Genomic DNA, 21,179 nt, shown 5'->3' on the forward strand with positions numbered 1-21,179 from the left:
ACCACTTCACCCATGCGCGTGAAGTGGCCGTCCCGGCTCCGTCCCGGGGCGTCCTCAGGGGCCCTCGATTCCTCCACTGGCTGAAGCGGGCAGTTCCCTCGAAGGAGTTCTGATGGGTTCCACGCACACCGAGAGCAACGGCACCGACGACCGCGACATGACCGGAGTCGGCCGCCGCGATCTGATCAAGCGATCGGCCGCGCTCGGCCTGATCTCCGTCCCCACGATGAGCTTTCTGTCGGCGTGTGCCAGCAGCGGCGGCGGCGACAACGGAAGCAAGGCCAAGGCGGGCAAGAAGACCGCCAAGAACCCCCTCGGCGTCAACGAGACCGCGGGAATGGAGTTCGTGCTCTTCGACGGCGGCTTCGGCAAGGAGTACGCCCAGGACGCCGTGAAGATCTACGAGAAGAACTTCCCGAAGGTGAAGGTGAAGTTCTCCGCCACCCAGAAGATCCAGTCCACCCTTCAGCCCCGCTTCAACCAGGGAACACCGCCGGACCTCATCGACAACTCCGGCGCCGAGCAGATGGACATGGGCGTGCTGGTCGGCAAGAACCAGCTCGCCGACCTCACCCCGCTGCTCGACGCCCCGTCCTACGACGACCCGAACAAGAAGGTCCGTGACACGCTGCGTCCCGGCATCGTGGAGATGGGTCAGTTCGACGGCAATCCGGTGTGGATCATGTACTACGCCTACACGGTGTACGGCGTCTGGTACTCGCAGAAGGCCCTGGACTCGCTCGACGCGGAGTACCCGAAGACGTGGGACGAGATGCTCGCGGTGTGCGAGAAGGCCAAGAAGAAGGGCATGGCGGGCTGGACGTACGCGGGCAAGTACCCGTACTACATCCCGTTCTCGCTCTACCCGATGATCGGCAAGGTGGGTGGACGCGAGGTCCTCGACGCCATCGACAACCTTGAGCCGAACGCGTGGAAGCACCCGGCCGTCAAGGCGTGTTTCGACGCCTATTACGAGCTCTACAAGAAGGGTTACATCCTCCAGGGCACGCCGGGCCTGGACCACATCCAGTCGCAGACCGCGTGGGCCAAGGGCAAGGCGCTGTTCATCCCGAACGGATCCTGGGTCGAGAACGAGTCGGCGAACGTCATTCCCTCCGACTTCAACCTGGCCGTCTCCGCGCCGACCGGCATCGACAGCTCCGACAAGATGCCGTTCGGGACGATCTGGGCCTCGGGTGGTGAGCCTTTCATCGTGCCGGCCAAGGCGAAGAACCCCGAGGGCGGCATGGAGCAACTGCGCATCATGCTCAGTGAGGCCTCCTCGAAGAACTTCACCACCAAGGTGAAGTCGCTGACCGCGTACAACGGCGGAACCACCGGGATCTCCCTGACACCGGGGCTCACGTCCGGTGTGGCGGCGCTGAAGCTGGCCGGACAGAACGTGCTCAATCCGCGCCTGCAGGACTGGTATGTACAGCTGCAGAAGGAGCAGATCGGTGTGGCGGGCCTCGGTGAGATGATGGCGGGCCGGGCCACCCCGGCGGAAACCATCAAGAAGATCCAGGGCTTTGCCGACGCGGCCGCCAAGGACACGTCGATCAAGCACTACAAGCACCAGTGAGAGTCCGTCACCAGCGGCAGCACCCGCCCAGAGATCGGGGTAGGTAGTAATGCAGCACGGCAAGTACCGGTTCATCGTGGGGTTCTTGGCGCTTCCCCTGGGCCTTTACGCGCTATTCGTCGTCTGGCCGTTCATCCAGTCCATCTACTACTCGTTCACGGACTGGACCGGTCTCAGCCCCGAATTCAAAATGGTCGGCTTCGACAACTACAGAAGGATGTTCCACGACGAGATCTTCTGGAAATCGCTGGAACACAGCCTGCTGTTCGCGTTGGTGCTGCCGCTGGTGACGATCAGCCTGGCCCTGTTCTTCTCGTTCATGATCAACGTGGGCGGGCGGAGGAGGAAGGGCGGCCCGGCGATCTCCGGTGTCCGCGGGTCCTCTTTCTACAAGATCGTCTACTTCTTTCCGCAGGTGCTCTCGATCGCCATCGTCGCCTTGTTGTTCGCTTTCGCGTACAACCCGGACAGCGGCGCGATCAACTCGTTCCTGCGCGGCATCGGACTCGACAGCGTCCAGCCCCTGTGGCTGGGTGACCCGAGCCTGGCCCTGTGGTGCGTGATGGCGGTGCTCGTATGGTCCACGGTCGGCTTCTTCGTGGTCCTCTTCTCCGCCGGCATGGCCTCCATCCCGGCGGACCTCTACGAGGCCGCGCTGCTGGACGGAGCGAATCGCATCAGCACGTTCTTCCGGATCACCCTGCCGCTGTTGTGGGACACCGTGCAGTCCGGCTGGGTCTACATGGGCATCCTGGCCCTGGGCGCCGAGTCGTTCGCGGTCGTGCAGATCATGACGACCGGACCCGGTGGTCCCGACTACTCGACCACCGTCATGGTCCTGTACGTGTACCAGAAGGCGTTCCGTGACGGGCAGGCCGCCTACGCGACCACCATCGGCGTCGCCCTGCTGGTCGTGACGCTGCTGTTCGCGGCGATCGTGATGAGGCTGGGCCGACGCGAGCGGTTGGAGTACTGATCAGATGAAGACGACCGACACCCATGCCTCCGTACCGGCCGAGTCCGGGGCCACCGTCAGCAAGGTCGACGTCCCGGCCGCCAAGCCCGCGAAGGAGAAGACCGAGGGCAGGGTCCTCAACGTCTTCTCGCACGGGATGCTCGTCCTGTGGGCCTTCATGGTCGTGCTGCCGCTGCTGTGGGCGGTGATGACGTCCTTCAAGGACGACAGTTCCATCTTCAGCTCACCCTGGGCGCTGCCGGACAAGCTGCACTTCGACAACTGGGCGCGGGCCTGGACCGACGCCAACATGAGCGACTACTTCCTCAACACCATCCTGGTGGTGGCGGGCTCGCTCATCGGCACCCTGGTGCTCGGCTCGATGGCGGCGTACGTCCTCGCCCGGTTCGACTTCCCGGGGAACCGCTTCATCTATTTCCTCTTCATCGGCGGCATGAGCTTCCCGATCATGCTGGCGCTGGTCCCGCTGTTCTATGTCGTCAACAACATGGGCCTGCTGAACACGATCCACGGGTTGATCCTGGTCTACATCGCCTACTCGTTGCCGTTCACGGTCTTCTTCCTGACGGCGTTCTTCCGCACTTTGCCGACCTCGGTCGCGGAAGCGGCCTTCGTCGACGGGGCCTCGCACACCCGCACGTTCTTCCAGATCATGCTGCCCATGGCCAAGCCCGGCCTGATCAGCGTGGGCATCTTCAATTTCCTCGGCCAGTGGAACCAGTACATGCTGCCCACGGTGCTCAACACCGACCCGGACAAGCGCGTGCTCACCCAGGGGCTTGTCCAGCTCGCGGCCAGCCAGGGGTACAAGGGCGACTGGTCCGGTCTCTTCGCGGGCCTGGTGATGGCGATGTTGCCCGTGCTGGCGGCGTACATCGTCTTCCAGCGGCAGGTGGTGCAGGGACTGACGGCCGGCGCCCTCAAATAAAGCCCGCGGGACTCCACGAGCGCCGCTCCCTTTACCGGGGGGCGGCGCCGCTCATATGTGCGTCCATACACCCGGATCCGGTTCAACCTCTTGACGGGAGGCAACCCGAACGGCTCAGCTTAGAGTTCACTAGTTGGACATAGTCGGGGCCTCATCGAGGCGGTCCCGTGCGCAGGAGGTCGTCGTGGAGACTCCGGGGTCGCAGTCGTCGCTGCACCGAGCCAACCTGGAACGGGTCGTACGGGCCGTCCGGCTGGCCGGGTCCCTCACGCAGGCGGAGATCGCGAGGACCACGGGCCTGTCCGCGGCGACGGTCTCCAACATCGTCCGTGAGCTCAAGGACGGCGGAACCGTCGAGGTCACGCCCACCTCGGCGGGCGGCCGCAGGGCCCGCAGCGTCTCGCTGAGCGGGGACGCCGGCATCGTCATAGGAGTCGACTTCGGGCACACGCACCTGCGGGTCGCCGTCGGCAACCTCGCCCATCAGGTGCTCGCCGAGGAGTCCGAGCCGCTGGACGTGGACGCCTCCTCGACCCAGGGCTTCGACCGGGCGGAGGAGCTGGTCAATCGCCTGATCAGCGCAACGGGCGTGGACCGCTCGAAGATCGCCGGGGTGGGCCTCGGCGTACCCGGGCCGATCGACGTGGAGTCCGGGACGCTGGGCTCCACGGCCATCCTGCCGGGCTGGACCGGCACCAGGCCCGCCGAGGAGCTGCGGGGGCGGCTCGGCGTGCCGGTGCACGTGGACAACGACGCGAACCTCGGCGCCCTCGGCGAGCTGGTCTGGGGCAGCGGCAGAGGCGTTCGTGATCTCGCGTACATCAAGGTCGCCAGCGGTGTGGGCGCCGGGTTGGTGATCAACGGGAAGATCTATCGCGGGCCGGGTGGCACAGCGGGAGAAATCGGTCATATTACTCTTGATGAATCCGGCCCCGTCTGCCGCTGCGGAAACCGGGGCTGCCTGGAGACCTTCGCGGCCGCGCGCTATGTGCTGCCGCTCCTCCAGTCCAGTCACGGCACGGATCTGACGATGGAAGGCGTCGTGCGGCTGGCCAGGGACGGAGACCCGGGCTGCCGTCGGGTGATCGCCGACGTCGGCCGCCACATCGGCTCTGGAGTCGCCAATCTCTGCAATCTGCTGAACCCGAGCCGGGTGGTGCTCGGCGGTGATCTCGCCGAGGCCGGTGAGCTGGTGCTCGGGCCGATCAGGGAGTCCGTCGGCCGCTACGCCATCCCCAGCGCGGCGCGCCAACTGTCCGTTCTCCCCGGGGCACTTGGGGGCCGTGCGGAGGTGCTCGGAGCACTCGCTCTCGCGCTCAGTGAGATGGGTGATTCGACCCTTTTGGACGGCACGCTCACTGCGGCGACCCCTGCCTTCACTTAGAGAACGGATGGCACCGTTGCCATCTCGTTAAGGATTTACTTCTTGACGTCGCACGTGTGGCCGAGTTGACTTCCAGCCACCTCGGCCGCAACGTCGCGGCCTCGTCAGGGAGGTTTCTGAAGTGAACACGCGTATGCGTCGTGCCGCGTTTGCCGTTGCTGCCGGTGCGATGGCCGTTTCGCTGGCCGCCTGTGGCTCTGCCAAGGAGTCCGGCAACAAGAGCAGCTCTTCGAGCTCGGCGTCCAAGAAGGGCGACAACATCAAGGTCGGTCTCCTGCTTCCGGAGAACCAGACCGCGCGTTACGAGAAGTTCGACAAGCCCCTGATCGAGAAGAAGGTCAAGGAGCTGACCAACGGCAAGGGCTCGGTCGTCTACGCCAACGCCAAGCAGGACGCCAGCCTCCAGGCCCAGCAGGTCGACACCATGGTCACCCAGAAGGTCGACGTGCTGATCGTGGACGCGGTGGACTCCGCGGCCATCAAGAACTCGGTCCAGAAGGCCAAGGACGCCGGCATCCCGGTCGTCGCCTACGACCGCCTCGCCCAGGGCCCGATCTCCGGCTACACGTCCTTCGACAACGAGACCGTCGGCAAGACGCAGGGCCAGGCCCTGCTCACCGCCCTCGGCTCGAAGGCCAAGTCCGGCGACATCGTCATGATGAACGGCTCGGTCACCGACCCGAACGCCGCCCAGTTCAAGAAGGGCGCCCTCTCCGTCCTCCAGGGCAAGGTGAACATCGGCAAGTCCTACGACACCAAGGACTGGAAGCCGGAGAACGCCAACGCCAACATGGAGGCGGCGATCTCGGCCCTCGGCAAGAACAAGATCATCGGTGTCTACTCGGCCAACGACGGCATGGCCGGCGGTATCATCACCGCCCTCCAGGCCGCGGGCCTGAAGGTCCCGGTCACCGGCCAGGACGCGGAGCTCGACGCGGTGCAGCGCATCGTGACCGGCACGCAGTACATGAGCGTCTACAAGCCCTACCCGACCGAGGCCAACACCGTCGCGGAGATGGCCGTCGACATCGCCCAGGGCAAGGACCTCAGCTCCGTCGCCCCGGACAAGGTCGACAGCCCGACCAACAAGGGCATCCCGGCGAAGATCATCTCGGTCTACTCGCTGACCAAGGACAACATCAAGGACACCGTCATCAAGGACGGCATCTACACGGTGTCCGACATCTGCACGGCCCAGTACAAGGCCGCCTGCGACAAGATCGGCCTGAAGTAGACAGCGGCAGGTCCCTTCCCAGGTAGGGGAATTCGCTCTTGAATTCCCCTACGGGACGCCCGCTCCGAAGGCTCCTCCGGCGCCCCGCGCATCACACAGCCCCGCAAGCTAGCTGCGGGGCGCCGGACGGATCAGCCCCCCAAACTTCTGCACAACCTCCCGCCGGGTCAGGCGGCGAAGGAGATGGTTCACGTGTCCGCTACGCCCGTGCTGGCGTTGCGCGGGGTCTCCAAGCGGTTCGGTGCCGTCCAGGCGCTCACCGACGTAGAGCTTGAGGTCCACGCCGGTGAGGTGGTCGCCCTGGTGGGCGACAACGGCGCCGGAAAGTCCACGCTGGTCAAGACGATCGCCGGCGTGCACCCCATCGATGAGGGCGTCATCGAGTGGGACGGCAGGTCCGTCTCGATCAACAGGCCGCACGACGCGCAGAACCTGGGCATCGCGACGGTGTACCAGGACCTCGCGCTGTGCGACAACATCGACGTCGTGGGCAACCTGTACCTGGGCCGTGAGGTCCGCAAGTACGGCGTGCTCGACGAGGTCGAGATGGAGCGCCGCTCGCGCGAGCTGCTGGACCAGCTGTCCATCCGCATCCCCAGCGTGCGGATCCCGATCGCCTCGCTGTCGGGTGGTCAGCGCCAGACCGTCGCCATCGCCCGTTCCATGCTGGGCGAGCCCAAGCTGGTCATCCTCGACGAGCCCACCGCCGCTCTCGGTGTCGAGCAGACCGCGCAGGTCCTCGACCTCGTGGAGCGGCTGCGGGAACGTGGTCACGCCGTGATCCTCATCAGCCACAACATGGCCGACGTGAAGGCCGTCGCCGACAAGGTGGCGGTGCTGCGTCTGGGTCGCAACAACGGCGTCTTCGAGGTCAAGTCGACCTCGCAGGAAGAGATCATCTCCGCCATCACCGGCGCCACGGACAACGCCGTGACCCGTCGTGCGGCGCGCACCTCCGGGGAGATCAAGAAGTGAGCATCGACAAGACCTCCACGCCTCCCGAGGACCACGTGGTGGAGAACCCCGAAGCCGCGGCCGGTGCCGCGACCGTGGTCGACCCCCGGCTGCTGGTGCGCGAACAGGGCTTCGCGGGGTACATCACCGAGTTCAAGCGCAAGATCAAGGCCGGTGACCTGGGCTCCATCCCGGTCGTCATCGGTCTGGCGGTCATCTGGATCATCTTCCAGAGCCTGAACTCCAACTTCCTGAGCGCGAACAACCTCTCCGACATCTCCGTCGCGATGGTCGGTACGGGCATGATCGCCGTCGGCATCGTCTTCGTGCTGCTGCTCGGCGAGATCGACCTGTCGGTCGGCTCCGTCTCCGGTGTCGCGGGCGCGAGCTTCGCCGTGCTGAACGTCAACCACGGCATGAGCGAGTGGCTGGCGTTCGTCCTGGCGATCCTCACCGGCACCGTCGCCGGCGCGATCCACGGCTTCGTCTTCGCCAAGATCGGTGTGCCCGCGTTCGCGGTCACCCTGGCCGGCCTGCTGTTCTGGAACGGCTTCATGCTCCAGATCCTGGGCTCCAACGGCACGATCAACCTCAACAGCGACGGCATGGTCGCCAAGCTGACGACGTACTACTTCAGCGACGTGGCCGCCTCCTACGGCCTGGCCATCGCGGTGACCGCGCTGTTCTTCCTCAGCTCCTACTTCGGCAACAAGCGCCGCGAGGCGGCCGGCGTGCCGTCCCGGCCGGTCAGCGAAACCATTCTCCGTACGGTGCTGCTGGCGATCGTCGCCTTCGCGGTGGCCATCATCTACAACCAGTACAAGGGCCTGCCGCTGGCCGTCGTGATCTTCGTCGGCGTGCTGCTGGTCACGGACTTCGTCCTGCGCCGCACGCCGTACGGCCGGAAGATCTTCGCGCTCGGCGGCAGCGTCGAGGCCTCCCGGCGTGCCGGTATCAACGTGGAGATGGTCCGGATCTCGGTCTTCGCGATCTCCGGCACCTTCGCCGCGATCGGCGGTCTGTTCATCGCCTCGAAGATCGCCTCGGCCAACCAGGGCGCCGGTGGCGGTGACCTGCTGATGAACGCCATCGCGGCGGCCGTCATCGGTGGCACGTCCCTCTTCGGCGGCCGCGGCCGCACCTGGAACGCGCTCCTCGGTGTGCTGGTGATCGTCTCCATCCAGTACGGCCTGGCCCTGCAGGGCATCGCCTCGCCGGTGCAGTACATGATCACCGGTGGTGTTCTGCTGGCGACCGTCGTCATCGACGCGATCACCCGCAAGACGCAGAAGACGGCCGGACGCGCGTAACCGACCGCACCCGATGCCCGGCACCCCACAGGTGCCGGGCATCGTCGTGTCGTAGGACCGGCCGATCGTGGGTACAGCCGATCGCGTGACCCACGACGCACCGCCCGGGCGTCACCCGCACAGGCGGAACATTAGACTCGACAAGCCCGGCAACAGCTCTACTGCAAGGAGGCACGGGTGCCGCTGCTGACCCGTATCAGGGGACCGCGCGATCTGGACCGGCTCAGCCCCGAGGAGCTGGTGCAGCTGGCAGAGGAGATCCGGACCTTCCTCGTCGACGCCGTCTCCAAGACCGGCGGCCACCTCGGCCCCAACCTCGGTGTGGTGGAGCTGACCATCGCCCTGCACCGGGTCTTCGACTCGCCCCGGGACAAGGTGCTGTGGGACACCGGCCACCAGTCCTACGTGCACAAGCTGCTCACCGGCCGCCAGGACTTCTCGCGGCTGAAGATGAAGGGCGGTCTGTCCGGCTACCCCTCGCAGGCCGAGTCCGAGCACGACGTCATCGAGAACAGCCACGCCTCCACGGTCCTCGGCTGGGCCGACGGGCTCGCCAAGGCCAACCAGATCCTCGAGCGCGACGACCACGTGGTCGCCGTGATCGGTGACGGCGCGCTGACCGGCGGCATGGCCTGGGAGGCCCTCAACAACATCGCCGACGCCAAGGACCGCCCCCTCGTCATCGTCGTCAACGACAACGAGCGCTCCTACGCGCCGACCATCGGCGGCCTCGCCAACCACCTCGCGACCCTGCGCACCACCGACGGCTACGAGCGCTTCCTGGCCCGCGGCAAGGACCTCCTGGGGCGCACCCCGGTCGTCGGCAAGCCCCTCTACGAGACCCTGCACGGCGCCAAGAAGGGCCTGAAGGACTTCATCGCGCCGCAGGGCATGTTCGAGGACCTGGGCCTGAAGTACGTCGGCCCCATCGACGGCCACGACATCGAGGCGCTGGAGTCCGCGCTGGCCCGCGCCAAGCGGTTCGGCGGCCCGGTGATCGTCCACTGCCTCACCGAGAAGGGCCGCGGCTACCAGCCCGCCCTCCAGGACGAGGCCGACCGCTTCCACGGCATCGGCCCCATCCACCCCGACACCGGCCTGCCCATCAAGGCCTCCGGCGCCGACTGGACCTCCGTCTTCGGCGACGAGATGGTCGAGCTCGGCAGGGAGCGGAACGACATCGTCGCCATCACGGCCGCGATGCTCCAGCCGGTCGGCCTGAAGAAGTTCGCGGACGCCTTCCCCGAGCGGATCTACGACGTCGGCATCGCCGAGCAGCACGGCGCCGTCTCCGCCGCCGGCCTCGCGCACGGCGGACTGCACCCCGTCTTCGCCGTGTACGCCACCTTCCTCAACCGCGCCTTCGACCAGGTCCTGATGGACGTGGCCCTGCACAGGTGCGGGGTGACCTTCGTCCTGGACCGGGCCGGTGTCACCGGCACCGACGGCGCCTCCCACAACGGCATGTGGGACATGTCGATCCTCCAGGTCGTCCCGGGTCTCAGGCTCGCCGCGCCGCGCGACGCCGACCAGGTGCGCGCCCAGCTCCGCGAGGCCGTCCAGGTGAAGGACGCGCCGACCGTGGTGCGCTTCTCCAAGGGCGCCGTCGGACCCGCCGTACCCGCCGTGGGACGGGTGGGCGGCATGGACGTCCTGCGCGAGCCGGGCACGGACACGCCGGACGTGCTGCTGGTCTCCGTGGGCGCGCTCGCGCCCATGTGCCTGGAGATCGCCGAGCTGCTGAAGAAGCAGGGCATCTCCACCACGGTCGTCGACCCGCGCTGGGTCAAGCCGGTGGACGAGGCCATGGCCCCGCTCGCCGAGCGGCACCGGGTGGTCGTCACCGTCGAGGACAACTCCCGCGTCGGCGGCGTCGGTTCGGCGATCGCGCAGGCGCTGCGGGACGCGGGCGTCGACGTACCGCTGCGCGACTTCGGCATTCCGCCGCGCTTCCTCGACCACGCCTCCCGCGCCGAGGTGATGGCGGAGATCGGCCTCACCGCCCCCGACATCGCCCGCCAGGTCACCGGACTCGTCTCCAGGCTCGACGGCCGTTACGACCGCACCGCCGCCGAGGTCGAACCCGCACGGGACTGACGCGCGACCCGCCTCCCATGGGCCGCTCTCGCCACCGCCAGGGGTGGTGAAAGCGGCCCATTCGCGTGAATCCGCCCGCGCCGGGGCATACGCTCCCCCAACTCTCGACTTCGCTCGACCCGGGGGCACCCCCATCGCCCCCTCTCGATCATGTCGGGGACGACACAGCGTGGGAGGTACGCCCGTGAGCAGCACCCTCTTCAGGACCAAGAACATCGAGCAGTCCATCCGGGACACCGAGGAGCCCGAGCACGCGCTCCGAAAATCCCTGTCCGCCCTGGATCTGACGGTCTTCGGCGTCGGTGTCATCATCGGCACCGGCATCTTCGTCCTCACCGGCACGGCCGCCAAGAACACCGCGGGCCCCGCCGTGTCCCTGTCCTTCGTCGTCGCCGGCGTGGTCTGCGCGCTCGCCGCGCTGTGCTACGCCGAGTTCGCCTCCACGGTCCCGGTCGCGGGCTCCGCGTACACCTTCTCGTACGCGTCACTGGGTGAGTTCCCGGCCTGGATCATCGGCTGGGACCTGGTGCTGGAGCTGGCCCTGGGCACGGCGGTGGTGGCCGTCGGCTGGTCCGGCTACATCCACTCGCTGCTGGACAACGCGGGCTGGCATCTGCCCGCCTCGCTCAGTGGCCGGGACGGCGCCCACGGCTTCGGCTTCGACATCCTCGCCGCCGCGCTCGTCCTGCTGCTCACCGCCATCCTCGTCATCGGCATGAAGCTCTCCGCGCGGGTCACCTCGGTCGTCGTCGCCATCAAGGTCGCCGTCGTCCTCGTCGTCATCATCGCGGGCGCGTTCTTCATCAAGGGCGGCAACTACGACCCGTTCATCCCCAAGGCGCAGACCGTGGAGGCGGGGGGCAACCTCAAGGCGCCGCTGATCCAGCTGATGTTCGGATGGGCGCCCTCCAACTTCGGCGTCATGGGCATCTTCACCGCCGCGTCCGTGGTGTTCTTCGCCTTCATCGGCTTCGACGTCGTCGCCACGGCGGCGGAGGAGACGCGCAACCCGCAGCGGGACGTGCCGCGCGGGATCATCGGATCCCTGATCATCTGCACGACGCTCTACGTGGCCGTGTCGATCGTGGTGACCGGCATGCAGAAGTACACGAAGCTGTCGGTGGACGCACCGCTGGCCGACGCGTTCAAGGCGACGGGGCACCCCTGGTTCGCGGGTCTGATCAGCTTCGGCGCGGCGGTCGGCCTGACCACGGTCTGCATGATCCTGCTGCTGGGCCAGTCCCGCGTCTTCTTCGCGATGAGCCGCGACGGGCTGCTGCCCCGCTTCTTCTCCCACACCCACCCGCGCTTCCGCACGCCGTACCGCCCGACCATCCTGCTCGGCGTGGTCATCGCGATCGTCGCGGGCTTCACCAGCCTCAGCGAACTGGCCGAACTGGTGAACATCGGCACGCTCTTCGCGTTCATCGTCGTCGCGATCAGCGTCATCATCCTGCGCAACACCCGCCCCGACCTGGACCGCTCCTTCCGCACCCCGTGGGTCCCCTTCGTGCCGATCCTGTCGGTGCTCGCCTCCCTGTGGCTGATGCTCAACCTCCCCGCCGAGACCTGGCTCCGCTTCGCCATCTGGATGGTCATCGGCTTCGCGGTCTACTTCCTCTACGGCCGCACCCACAGCCGCCTGGCCCGCCGCGAGCAGCAGCCGGCGGTTGATTGAGGACGGGGATCGCCGGGTGCCGGGTGCCGGGTACAGGTTGGCGGCTGAGTCGGCTTGGCCGGCTGTGTCACTGGCGGCTGCGGGGTGGCCGGCCGGGCTGGACGGCGCGGCGGTCGGTGCCGGTCGCCCCGTCGGGCGGAGCGGCGTGCCGGTCCGTGGCTGGTCGTCCTGTCCGGGGGAGCGGCGTGCCGGTCCGCAGCTGGTCGTCCCCTCGGGCGCAGCGGCGTGCCGGTCCGCGGTTGGTCGTCCTGTCCGGGGGAGCGGCGTGCCGGTGCGTGGCCGGTTACCCCGTCGGGCAGAGCGGCGTGCCGGGTCCGTGGCCGGTTGCCCCGTCGGGCGCAGCGGCGCGCCGGCCCGCGGCTGGTCGTCCCATCGGGCAGGGCGGCGTGCCGGGTCCGTGGCCGGTGGCCATCGGTCGGGGCCGGCGGTGGAGGGGGCCGGTGCTCGTGACGCCGGTGTCGGCCGGGCAGCAGGGCGGTGTCGTGGTCGGCGGTCAGTGGGTGGTCAGGTCGGTCTGACCGTCCGCGGGCCCGCCACCTCCGCGCCCAACTCCGTCACCCGGCGCCGCAGTTCCCGGTCCGCCGTCACCACCAGGACCGGGCGGTCGGCCGCGGCCGCCACCAGCGCGACCATGTGGTCGTCCCCGCTGCCCGGCGCCGACTCGATCGCCACGCCCGGCACCGGCGTCACTCCGCGCGCCGCGCCCTCGACCACGAGCACGATCTCCACGGGCCCGGCGTGCCCCGGCACGCCGTCCGCAGCCAGCCGGTCCCGCAGCCGCTCCGCGGCTCCCCGCCGGTCCCGCCACCACCCGTCGGGCACCGATCCGACGACATTGGCGCTGTCGACGATCACCAGCAGCGGGTGGCTCTCACTCATGGGGCAAGGTTCGCACAGCCGTCGACCTCAGTCCGTCGGCTTCTCCTCGAAGCTCGCGTAGTACGCCGCCGCCATGTCCTCCTCGCCGTGCCCCAGGCTCGCCGCCCGTTCCATGCGTTCGGCGGTGGCCGTGGCCACGTCCAGGCGTACGCCGTTGTCCCGGCCGGCCTCGACGATGAGGCGGGCGTCCTTCCCGGCGGTGGTCACCGCGAACTGCGCGGGGGACAGCCGCCCCTCCAGGACCATCCCGGCCTTCGCCTTCAGATAGCCCATGTCCAGCGGCCCGCCCGCGATCAGGTCGAAGAAGCCGGCCGGGTCGACGTCCAGCGCCTTCGACAGGGCCAGCACCTCCCCGGCCGCCGCCGTGGCCGCGAGGACCCAGCTGTTGGCCACGAGCTTCAGCCGCGTCGCGCTGCCCGCCCCGCCATCGTCCCCGGTCCACACCGTCCGCGCGCCCACCGCGTCGAACACCGGCTCCACCGCCCCCCGTCCCTCGACGGGCCCGGCGGCCAGCACGGTCAGCTGCCCCGCCTCGGCGGGCTGGCGCGTACCGAGCACCGGGGCGTCGTAGAAGACGAGCCCCTTTTCGGCGGCGAACGCGGCCAGGTCGGCGACCGCGTCGATCCCGGCGGTGGTCGACTGCACCCACGCGGCGCCCGACCGCAGTCCGGAAGCGGCCTCGCGCATGACAGCGAGGGTCGCGGGACCGTCGTACAGCATGGTCAGGACGACGTCGGCGCCGCTCACCGCCTCCGCGGGCGTGTCGGCGATGTGCGCCCCGTCCGCGGCGAGCGGCTCGGCCTTGGCGCGGGTACGGTTCCAGGCGCGGACGGTGTGTCCGGCGCGGGCGAGGTTGCGGGCCATGGCGGCGCCCATGATGCCCGTACCGAGGACGCTCACGGTGAGCTTGTCGGTCATGAGATCGGCTTCCTTCTCACTTCTGTTGCCGGGGGTCGCGTTGCTGCTCGGGAACAGCCTGCCGGTTCAGTACCCCCTCGTGCTCGTGGGGCACGCGCCTCGGTGGGGCCGGACCGCGCGGCGCCGGGGCGGCCGCTTAAAGTGAACTGGTGAACGGCGACTGGCTTCTGCGCGGCCGTGACGGCCGGCTCAGTGTGTACCTCCCGACGGACGATGCCGTGCTGTGCCGGGCGGAACGCGCCCCCGGCGGCCCCTGGACGGACCCGCGCAGGGCCGGCGGCGAGCAGATGCTGCACCCGTCCTCGTGCGCCGTCGGTCAGGGCGCTGACCTCTACGCCCATCTGGTGTGCTGGCGCCCCACGACGGCCGGTGAGGCGGGCCTGGTGCACTCCACCCACTTCCGGCCCCGGCTCGCGGCCCTCGACTGGGCGTCCATCGGGCACCCCGACAAGAAGGGCGCCCTCACCGGCCCGCCCGCCGTCACGGTCGACGCGGAGGGCCGCGCCCATGTCTTCGTCCGCAACAAGGCGGGCGGGGTGAGCCTGGCCGCGCAGAAGGAGAAGGGCGGCTGGGAGCCCTGGGCGGACCTCAAGGGACGCGAAGTCCAGGGCGAGTTGGCGGCGGTGACGGGGGAGTCGGGACGCGTGGAGCTGTACGCGGCCGTCCCCGGCGGCATCCTGCACTGGCGCCAGGAGGAACCGGGCGCCACGCCCACGCTGGAGGAGGCGATGGAGGCACCGGTCCGCCCGGACACCCTGCGCGCCCTCGCCACGTCCCCCGACAGCACGACGCTCTTCTACACCGACGACTCGGGCGACCTGTGTGCCTGGCGCCCGGGCGCCAAGCCCGTCACGCTGCTGCCCTCCGCCGGGCCCGGTCCGGTCTCCGCCATCCGCTGCGAACTCGACGGCCACGACTGCACGTTGCTCGCCCAGCGCTCGGCGGCCGGCCGGGTCTCCTTCGCCGCGTACCCGACCGAGCAGGAGTCGGCGGGCGCCTGGTGGACCGACTCCGGACCCGCGCTGCCCGCGGACGCCACGGTCTCCCTGACGGTGGACCAGGACGACCGCGTGGTGGCGGCGACGCTGTCCCCGTCGACCGGCGTGCTCCTCCTCACCCGCCGCAAGGACGAACCGGGGCTGGCGCTGGAGGCGTGGCGGGAGGTCTGAGCCGGGCGAAGGGTGGGCACACGACCGTCACTCCGTGTTCGTCAAGTGTTCGACCTATGATGGGGCGCGCTCGGCCTCCCCGTGCAACAGGTGTTCGGGAATGGGCAGGTCAGCCTCGCCGGGCGGCAGGGAAGGGGCGGGCCACGTCATGCGGACCGGATCCGGGCGCGGCGCCGCCCGACGCAGAGCGGCCGACAGCGTAGTCGTACCCGAGGCGACCGGGCGGCAGGCGGCCGAGGCGACCGTGGAGGGCCGCTGGCTGGTGCTCGGCAAGGACGGCAGGCTGACTGCTTACGCCCGCACCCGCGGCGGTCTGCTGCGTTGGACCGAGGCCCGGCCGGGCGGCCCGCACTGGACGGGACCCGAGTTCTTCCCGGTGGCGGACCTCACCCAGCTCTCGATCGTCCAGGGCGCGGACACCTACGTCCACTTCCTGGGCCGGCGCGAGACACGCAAGGGCGACGGGCCGCCCGCCGTCGACATCGTGCACGCCATCCAGTACCAGACCGGCCGTCCGGTCACCGAGTGGCGCTCGCTCGGCAATCCGCACCAAGACCGGGAGAAGGCCGCGCGTTTCGGCATACCCGTGGGGGCGGTGAGCGGGTCGGGCCGGGTGCATGTCTTCGTGCGCAACGCGGGCCATGGGCTGATGCTGCGTCGGGAGGGACCGAGCGGGAAGTGGCAGCCCTGGGAGGACCTCAAGGGCAGCGGAGTGCAGGACGGACTTGCCGTCGTCGCCCATGGCTCCGGGCGCATCGAGGTGCTTGCGGGCGGCGCCCAGGACGCCATGTGGTGGCGGCAGCCGGAGGCCGACGGCGACTTCCGGCAGGAGCCGGACCTCGCGCTGCGGGTGACGCCGGGCACGGCGGCGGCCCTGGAGACGGCGCCGGACCGGGCGACGTACTACTGGACCGACCAGGACACGGGACAGTTCGTCGCCCACCGCCCCGGCGGCTGGCTGATCCCGCTCGGCGGGGCCCCGGCCGGCGACCCCCTGACGCTGCTGCGTGCGACGCTCGACGGTTTCGACTGCACGGTGCTGGCCCATCGTGGCCCCGACGGCCAGGTCATGCTCGCCGTATGCGGCGCCGAGAACGAACAGGCGGGCCTGTGGTGGGCCCCGACCGGCGAACAGTCCGTCGGCGCCCCGGCCCTGGCCCTGGACGCCCACGGCCGCGTCGTCCTGGCCACCGTCACCGCCGACGGCGCCCTCCACATCGCCCGCCAGTCCGGAGGCCCGGGCCTGGCCCTGTCCCCGTCGACCCGGGTTTGACGACTGCTCGGCCGGGGCGGCCGTCAGAGCCCGTGTCACATCCCCGGCCGGGCGCGCGATGTCTGGCACGCACTCTCCCGCTGCCTCAAGGGCGTGGGGGGCGGGAGTTCTCGGCAGTCCGAATCCAATCAGATCCGATGGTGATTGCTGACAGGGTTTGACGACAGACAGGGTCCGGTCCTCCGTACGGAAGGGCCCCACGGTGGCGAACCTTGTCTTCAAGCGGGTCTCGACCGACCAGCAGTCGACCGCCCGGCGACACCTGGTCCTGGACGAGGCTGCCATCGAGGACCCGGTCGTCTTCGAGGAGGACGCGGGCACCTCCAGCCGCCTCCACCCGCTCCAGCGCCCGGAGTTCCGCGAACTGCTCACCTACGCGCGGCCGGGCGACCGTGCACATCTCCGAGATGCTCCGCCTCGTACGCGGTACCGGGCACATCCTCGACGTGCTCGACGTCCTCCACCGCGACCAGGTGGCGCCCAGGGCGTCCCGGCTCAGCGAAAGGCCCGCCGCGAGTACGCAACCGCGTCAACACCCTCGCGGGCGAGACCCCCGTAGCGAGTCGTCCTGCTCGGAGCACCCCCGGGAGCGGCGCATCGGCATCGGCCCGATGGCCGTATCACTGCACGGCGTCAGGCGCTTCGACGGTAAACGTCACAACTTCGACCTCGGCATCGGAGGGCAAGCCGGGATAGTGGCCCTGGAGCCCCTTCTTGAGTTCGTCGATGCTCGTGCCGCCGTCGAGCCGGGCCTGGGCGGCGGTGAGGCGATCGAGCCGGTGGCGTTTGACGCCGGTGACGGTGCCGTTCAACGTGCGGTGGGCTTCGTCGTCCTCGAAGAGGAAGATCGCGGGGCCCAGTGCGATCGGATCGTCGTAGCGGACGGTGGTGTCCGGCAGAAGCTTCCGAATCGGCCGCAGTGTCGGCCCTTCGTCGGTCGGTACGGCGACGAAGATGTCGGGATGGAGGTCGAGAAGCGCTTGGCGGCAGCGACCGCACGGCGGGATGAGGCCGCGACCTTGATCTCCCGCGGCGGCGATGGTGACGAGCGGGCCGGCTCCCGCTGCGGCGGCGGCACCGAGTACGACGAGCTCGGCGCACGGACCGCCGGTGAAGTGGTGGACGTTGACCGCCTCATGGATCCTTCCGGCCGTGTCCATCGCCGCTGCGGCCACGGTGTGGTTCGGGTCGCTCCCGAGCGTGGCGGCGAGCCGTTCCGCAGTCTCGACAACGCGGCGCTCGGAGTCGAAGAGCTTCATGGAGACCATGGCGCCGACCCTGGATCGGCCCGGCCGGACTCCTCGACACAATTGTCCGACAGCCCCCGCACCCGCGGCCTGGGCATCACTCGCAGCTGATCGGGCTCACGGACGGCCCGGCGGCCGGCGGGGGTCGCGCACTTCCATCGCTGCGGGAGGCGCGGCGACGCCCTTCCCCGGGAGCGCTGCCGAGGTCGCTGCCGTCCGGCCCGCCCCGTCTATCACATGGGGTGATGCTCTGGGCTGGAATCGGGGATCACCTCATACTCTGCGGGGGCACCTGGCACTGTCGCGCGCGAATCACGCCAACGATCAAGGAGCGGGCCGGTGCCCACCAATTTTCTGAGCGAGGAACAGCGCAGGCGCTTCGGCCACTTGACCGAGGACCCGGACGAGACAGCTCGCCGGGTCCTTCCTGCTGGATCAGACCGCGCGCCGCCGGGCGATGGCCGCCCGTGGCGCGCGGAACCGGATCGGCCGGGCAGGTGACGCAGGCTCTCAGGACGCCGAACCCCCCGTCGCCGGCGACTTCTTCGCCGCGGCCGGGATCTCCTTGTCCTGGCGCAAGGCCTGCCACAGCTGCCCGGACTGGGGCTGGGCGGCGACCACGCGGTTCGGGTCCTGGGTGTCGTAGCGGACCGGGAGCATGATCGTCTCCATCGTGGCGGGGTCGATGCCGTTCATGCTGCGGCTGAACTCGGCGAGCTTGGTGAGGGAGGCGAGCCCCGAGTCGGTGGTGAGGGACTCGGTGAGACTGTTTGCGATCCTGTACGCCTTGGTGGGGCTGCCGAGCAGGTCCTGCTTCTTGATCTCGGCCAGCAGGGCGATCATGAACTTCTGCTGCAGGCCGATGCGGCCCAGGTCGCTGCCGTCACCGATGCCGTGCCGGGTGCGCACGAACTGCAGCGACTGCGTGCCGTCGAGCCGGTGCGTGCCCTTGGCCAGGTCCAGCCCGCTGGACTTGTCGTGGATGTCCTGGCCGACGGTGACGGTCACCCCGCCGATCGCGTCGACCAGCCCCTTGAAGCCCGCGAAGTCGATCTCCACGAAGTGGTCCATCCGGACCCCCGACATCTGCTCGACCGTCTTCACCACGCACGCGGGACCGGCCAGCGAGTAGACCGAGTTGAACATCACACGCTTCGCCGACGGCAGCGTCGAGCCGTTCTTCGCCGTGCACTCGGGACGCGTCACCAGAGTGTCGCGCGGGATGCTCACCGCGACGGCCTTCCGGCGGCCCTCGGGTATGTGGATCACCAGCGCGGTGTCGGAGCGCGCCCCGGAGACCTTGCCCGTGTTCAGCGACGCGTTGGCGCCTGCCCGCGAGTCGGAGCCCAGGACCAGGAGGTTCTGACCGGACGTGGGGAGCTTCTCCGGGCGGTCGTCGCCGATCGCCTTCTCCAGGTCGACGCCCTTGATGTTGCCGTTCAGATCGCTGTACAGCCAGTAGCCGACGCCGCCCGCGGCGAGCACGAGCAGCACCAGCGCGAGCGCGATCCAGCGCCAGACGCGACGGCGCCGGCGCGGCGGCCTGGCGGCCCGGCGGCCGGACGGTGCGCGGCGCGTTCCCTGGGAGCCCGTCTCCGTCAGGGCGTGCGTCATGTGCGTCGGTCCTCTCTCCTCGACCAGGTGGCTCGGGGCACGAGTGGGGGGAGAGGCCGGGCCCGTCTGCGGCGGCGGACGGTCGTCCACCGGTCGTCAGACGTTCAACGTGACGTAAGGGTTGTATGTGTTTTCTGTCATTTCTGACTGCTGTTGACAGCAGTGTGAGCGCTTGCTGATGATGTGCCGGTCCTGTGAAGGTTTAATATTCGGTATGAACCGCGGGCGGCGATTTGCCGTTGTCTTACGTGGTCGCAAAGGGGGCCGTGCTGATGCGTGCGTCAGCCCGTGGGGGGCGAGCGACGTGACGACCGTATCCGAGCATGCTCTGCGGCACGGGGCGGGCAGCGCGGGAGGCCAGGCCTCGCAAGGCGCCCCCGCTCGCCGGCCCGCCGCCCGGACCGGCCCGACCACCGTCACCGCGGAGCACGGTGACGTCTACGTCGAGCCCGGCCTGACCCCGCTGTCGGCCCGCGAGGCCAACCGCTCCGCTCTCACCGCCCTGCTCGACTCGGCCGGCGTCCCTCACTTCGCCGTCCGCGGCACCGTCGATCACGGCACGGTCGTCGCCGTCGCCGAGGAGGACCGCGAGCGGGTGCTGGGCGTGGTGTTCCGCGGACTCGGCCAGTACCCGGGGCACCTCAGCGTGATCGACCCCGACGCGCCCCGCCCGCCCAAGCCGGTCTCCACCCGCGACCCGAAGGCCTGGCGCGAGGTCTCCGCCGCCCGGATCCTGCAGATCAGCTGGTACCGCACCGACCCGGGCCGGCATCTGCTGCTCGGCCACGAGTACGGCTGCGCGATCGAGTTCTGGCAGCGCGACGGCACGTATCTCGTCGCCCCGCGCGCCAACCGCGCCACCTGGGCCGTCGCCGCCGACGGCCAGAACGTGCTCGGCTCCGCCCGGCTGTTCAGCCGATTCGTCTCGGACTGGACCCCGCGCCACCTCGCGCCCGCGCTCGCCACCCGCCCCGAGTTCCTGGTGAACTGCGCCGACGACATCGCTTTCCCCGTCGACGCCGTCTACACGTGGGTCGACGGCAACGACCCGGCCTGGAAGCAGCGCAAGGCCCAGGCCAAGGGCGAGGTCTACCACGCCGAGTCGGCCAGCGACGCCCGCTTCATCAGCCGCGACGAACTGCGCTACTCGGTGCGCTCGCTGCACCTGTTCGCGCCCTGGATCCGCAACGTCTACGTCGTCACCGACGACCAGGTCCCGGACTGGCTGCGCGAGGACGTGCCCGGGCTGCGCATCGCCACCCACCGCGAGATATTCCGCGACCGCTCCGTGCTGCCGGTGTTCAACTCGCACGCGATCGAGTCGCAGCTGCACCACATCGAGGGCCTGGCCGAGCACTTCCTGTACTTCAACGACGACATGTTCATGGGCCGCCCGGTGGCCCCGCACGCCTTCTTCACGCCCAGCGGCACCGCCCGCTACTTCCCCTCGCGCAACCGCATCCCGCAGGGCCCGGTCGTCGAGACCGACACCCCCGTGGACGCGGCGTGCAAGAACAACCGGGCTTTGCTGCTGGAACGTTTCGGCAGAGTGATCACCCAGCCGATGGAGCACATCCCGTACGCGATCCGTCGCAGCGCGATGGAGGAGGCCGAGCGGGACTTCCCCGAGGCCTGGGCGCGCACGGCGGCCAGCAGGTTCCGCGCGATGACCGACCTGTCGCCGACCTCGTCGTTCGCGCTGTACTACGCGGCGCTGACCGGCCGGGGACAACCGGGCTCGATGCCCTTCACCTACCTCCAGCTCGCCGTGCCGGACCTCGCGGACCGACTGAAACGGCTGCTGGACGGCCGTGACCAGGACACCTTCTGTCTCAACGACGCCTTCTCGACACCCGAGGACATCGAGGCGCAGCAGGAGTTGCTGGACGGCTTCCTCAACGCCTACTTCCCCACCCCAAGCCCCCACGAGCGATGA

General features: G+C 69.3%; 16 protein-coding genes. 12 read left to right on the forward strand and 4 right to left on the reverse strand.

From position 1 onward, the window contains the following. Positions 1-112 precede the first annotated feature (112 nt). The 9 genes from ngcE to MKW14_RS10505 all read left to right on the forward strand — a co-directional run bounded on the left by ngcE (position 113) and on the right by MKW14_RS10505 (position 12,143). Complete coding sequence (ngcE, locus tag MKW14_RS10465) at positions 113-1,582, forward strand: N-acetylglucosamine/diacetylchitobiose ABC transporter substrate-binding protein (protein WP_240861442.1); 1,470 nt, start codon at positions 113-115, stop codon at positions 1,580-1,582. Between the two features lie 49 nt (positions 1,583-1,631). Beyond that, positions 1,632-2,558 carry a carbohydrate ABC transporter permease gene (locus MKW14_RS10470; protein ID WP_240861443.1) on the forward strand — a complete coding sequence of 309 codons (927 nt, stop codon included), beginning with the start codon at positions 1,632-1,634 and terminating at the stop codon, positions 2,556-2,558. 4 nt (positions 2,559-2,562) lie between these two features. Further along, positions 2,563-3,486 carry a carbohydrate ABC transporter permease gene (locus tag MKW14_RS10475; protein WP_240861444.1) on the forward strand — a complete coding sequence of 308 codons (924 nt, stop codon included), beginning with the start codon at positions 2,563-2,565 and terminating at the stop codon, positions 3,484-3,486. Positions 3,487-3,670: 184 nt separating this feature from the next. Beyond that, complete coding sequence (locus MKW14_RS10480) at positions 3,671-4,870, forward strand: ROK family transcriptional regulator (RefSeq protein WP_240861445.1); 1,200 nt, start codon at positions 3,671-3,673, stop codon at positions 4,868-4,870. A gap of 133 nt (positions 4,871-5,003) precedes the next feature. Further along, positions 5,004-6,104: a sugar ABC transporter substrate-binding protein gene (locus MKW14_RS10485; protein WP_240861821.1), complete on the forward strand. Its 1,101-nt coding sequence runs from the start codon at positions 5,004-5,006 to the stop codon at positions 6,102-6,104. Positions 6,105-6,287: 183 nt separating this feature from the next. Further along, complete coding sequence (locus MKW14_RS10490) at positions 6,288-7,079, forward strand: ATP-binding cassette domain-containing protein (protein ID WP_240861448.1); 792 nt, start codon at positions 6,288-6,290, stop codon at positions 7,077-7,079. Further along, positions 7,076-8,368 carry a sugar ABC transporter permease gene (locus MKW14_RS10495; protein ID WP_240861451.1) on the forward strand — a complete coding sequence of 431 codons (1,293 nt, stop codon included), beginning with the start codon at positions 7,076-7,078 and terminating at the stop codon, positions 8,366-8,368. The genes MKW14_RS10490 and MKW14_RS10495 overlap by 4 nt, the downstream gene beginning before the upstream one ends. A gap of 177 nt (positions 8,369-8,545) precedes the next feature. Next, on the forward strand, positions 8,546-10,465 hold the full coding sequence (dxs, locus tag MKW14_RS10500; RefSeq protein WP_240861453.1) for a 1-deoxy-D-xylulose-5-phosphate synthase: 1,920 nt from the start codon (positions 8,546-8,548) through the stop codon (positions 10,463-10,465). 184 nt (positions 10,466-10,649) lie between these two features. Further along, positions 10,650-12,143, forward strand: coding sequence for an amino acid permease (locus tag MKW14_RS10505; RefSeq protein WP_240861455.1), 1,494 nt, complete (start codon positions 10,650-10,652; stop codon positions 12,141-12,143). A gap of 504 nt (positions 12,144-12,647) precedes the next feature. On the opposite strand, the gene MKW14_RS10510 is transcribed toward MKW14_RS10505, so the two are convergent. Continuing rightward, a complete protein-coding gene (locus MKW14_RS10510) occupies positions 12,648-13,022 on the reverse strand; it encodes an NTP pyrophosphohydrolase (protein WP_240861457.1) in 375 nt (124 codons plus the stop codon). A 27-nt stretch (positions 13,023-13,049) separates the two neighbouring features. Beyond that, entirely contained in the window at positions 13,050-13,940 is an 891-nt protein-coding gene (locus tag MKW14_RS10515) for an NAD(P)-dependent oxidoreductase (RefSeq protein WP_240861459.1), read from the reverse strand. A gap of 149 nt (positions 13,941-14,089) precedes the next feature. Between MKW14_RS10515 and MKW14_RS10520 the strand changes: the two genes are divergently transcribed. Further along, positions 14,090-15,109: a PLL family lectin gene (locus tag MKW14_RS10520; RefSeq protein ID WP_240861462.1), complete on the forward strand. Its 1,020-nt coding sequence runs from the start codon at positions 14,090-14,092 to the stop codon at positions 15,107-15,109. 148 nt (positions 15,110-15,257) lie between these two features. Then, positions 15,258-16,382, forward strand: a complete 1,125-nt coding sequence (locus MKW14_RS10525) for a PLL family lectin (protein ID WP_240861465.1) — start codon at positions 15,258-15,260, stop codon at positions 16,380-16,382. Between the two features lie 620 nt (positions 16,383-17,002). Here MKW14_RS10525 and MKW14_RS41525 read toward each other — a convergent pair. Then, positions 17,003-17,650, reverse strand: a complete 648-nt coding sequence (locus MKW14_RS41525; protein WP_374116552.1) for a hypothetical protein — start codon at positions 17,648-17,650, stop codon at positions 17,003-17,005. A gap of 489 nt (positions 17,651-18,139) precedes the next feature. Beyond that, on the reverse strand, positions 18,140-19,243 hold the full coding sequence (locus tag MKW14_RS10535) for an LCP family protein (protein ID WP_240861466.1): 1,104 nt from the start codon (positions 19,241-19,243) through the stop codon (positions 18,140-18,142). 304 nt (positions 19,244-19,547) lie between these two features. On the opposite strand from MKW14_RS10535, the gene MKW14_RS10540 reads away from it, so the two are divergent. Next, entirely contained in the window at positions 19,548-21,179 is a 1,632-nt protein-coding gene (locus MKW14_RS10540; protein WP_240861468.1) for a stealth family protein, read from the forward strand.

Origin of the sequence: Streptomyces gilvus (assembly GCF_022513565.1) — a bacterium.
Classification (GTDB): Bacteria; Actinomycetota; Actinomycetes; order Streptomycetales; family Streptomycetaceae; genus Streptomyces; species Streptomyces gilvus.

Bases quoted from the DNA above. Each gene is read 5' to 3' on its own strand.
- MKW14_RS10525 (WP_240861465.1), top strand. From the start codon at position 15,258: ATGCGGACCGGATCCGGGCGCGGCGCCGCCCGACGCAGAGCGGCCGAC.
- MKW14_RS10475 (WP_240861444.1), top strand. From the start codon at position 2,563: ATGAAGACGACCGACACCCATGCCTCCGTACCGGCCGAGTCCGGGGCC.
- ngcE (WP_240861442.1), top strand. From the start codon at position 113: ATGGGTTCCACGCACACCGAGAGCAACGGCACCGACGACCGCGACATG.
- MKW14_RS10515 (WP_240861459.1), bottom strand. From the start codon at position 13,940: ATGACCGACAAGCTCACCGTGAGCGTCCTCGGTACGGGCATCATGGGC.
- MKW14_RS41525 (WP_374116552.1), bottom strand. From the start codon at position 17,650: ATGGTCTCCATGAAGCTCTTCGACTCCGAGCGCCGCGTTGTCGAGACT.
- MKW14_RS10490 (WP_240861448.1), top strand. From the start codon at position 6,288: ATGGTTCACGTGTCCGCTACGCCCGTGCTGGCGTTGCGCGGGGTCTCC.
- MKW14_RS10535 (WP_240861466.1), bottom strand. From the start codon at position 19,243: ATGACGCACGCCCTGACGGAGACGGGCTCCCAGGGAACGCGCCGCGCA.
- MKW14_RS10485 (WP_240861821.1), top strand. From the start codon at position 5,004: ATGCGTCGTGCCGCGTTTGCCGTTGCTGCCGGTGCGATGGCCGTTTCG.
- MKW14_RS10510 (WP_240861457.1), bottom strand. From the start codon at position 13,022: ATGAGTGAGAGCCACCCGCTGCTGGTGATCGTCGACAGCGCCAATGTC.
- MKW14_RS10470 (WP_240861443.1), top strand. From the start codon at position 1,632: ATGCAGCACGGCAAGTACCGGTTCATCGTGGGGTTCTTGGCGCTTCCC.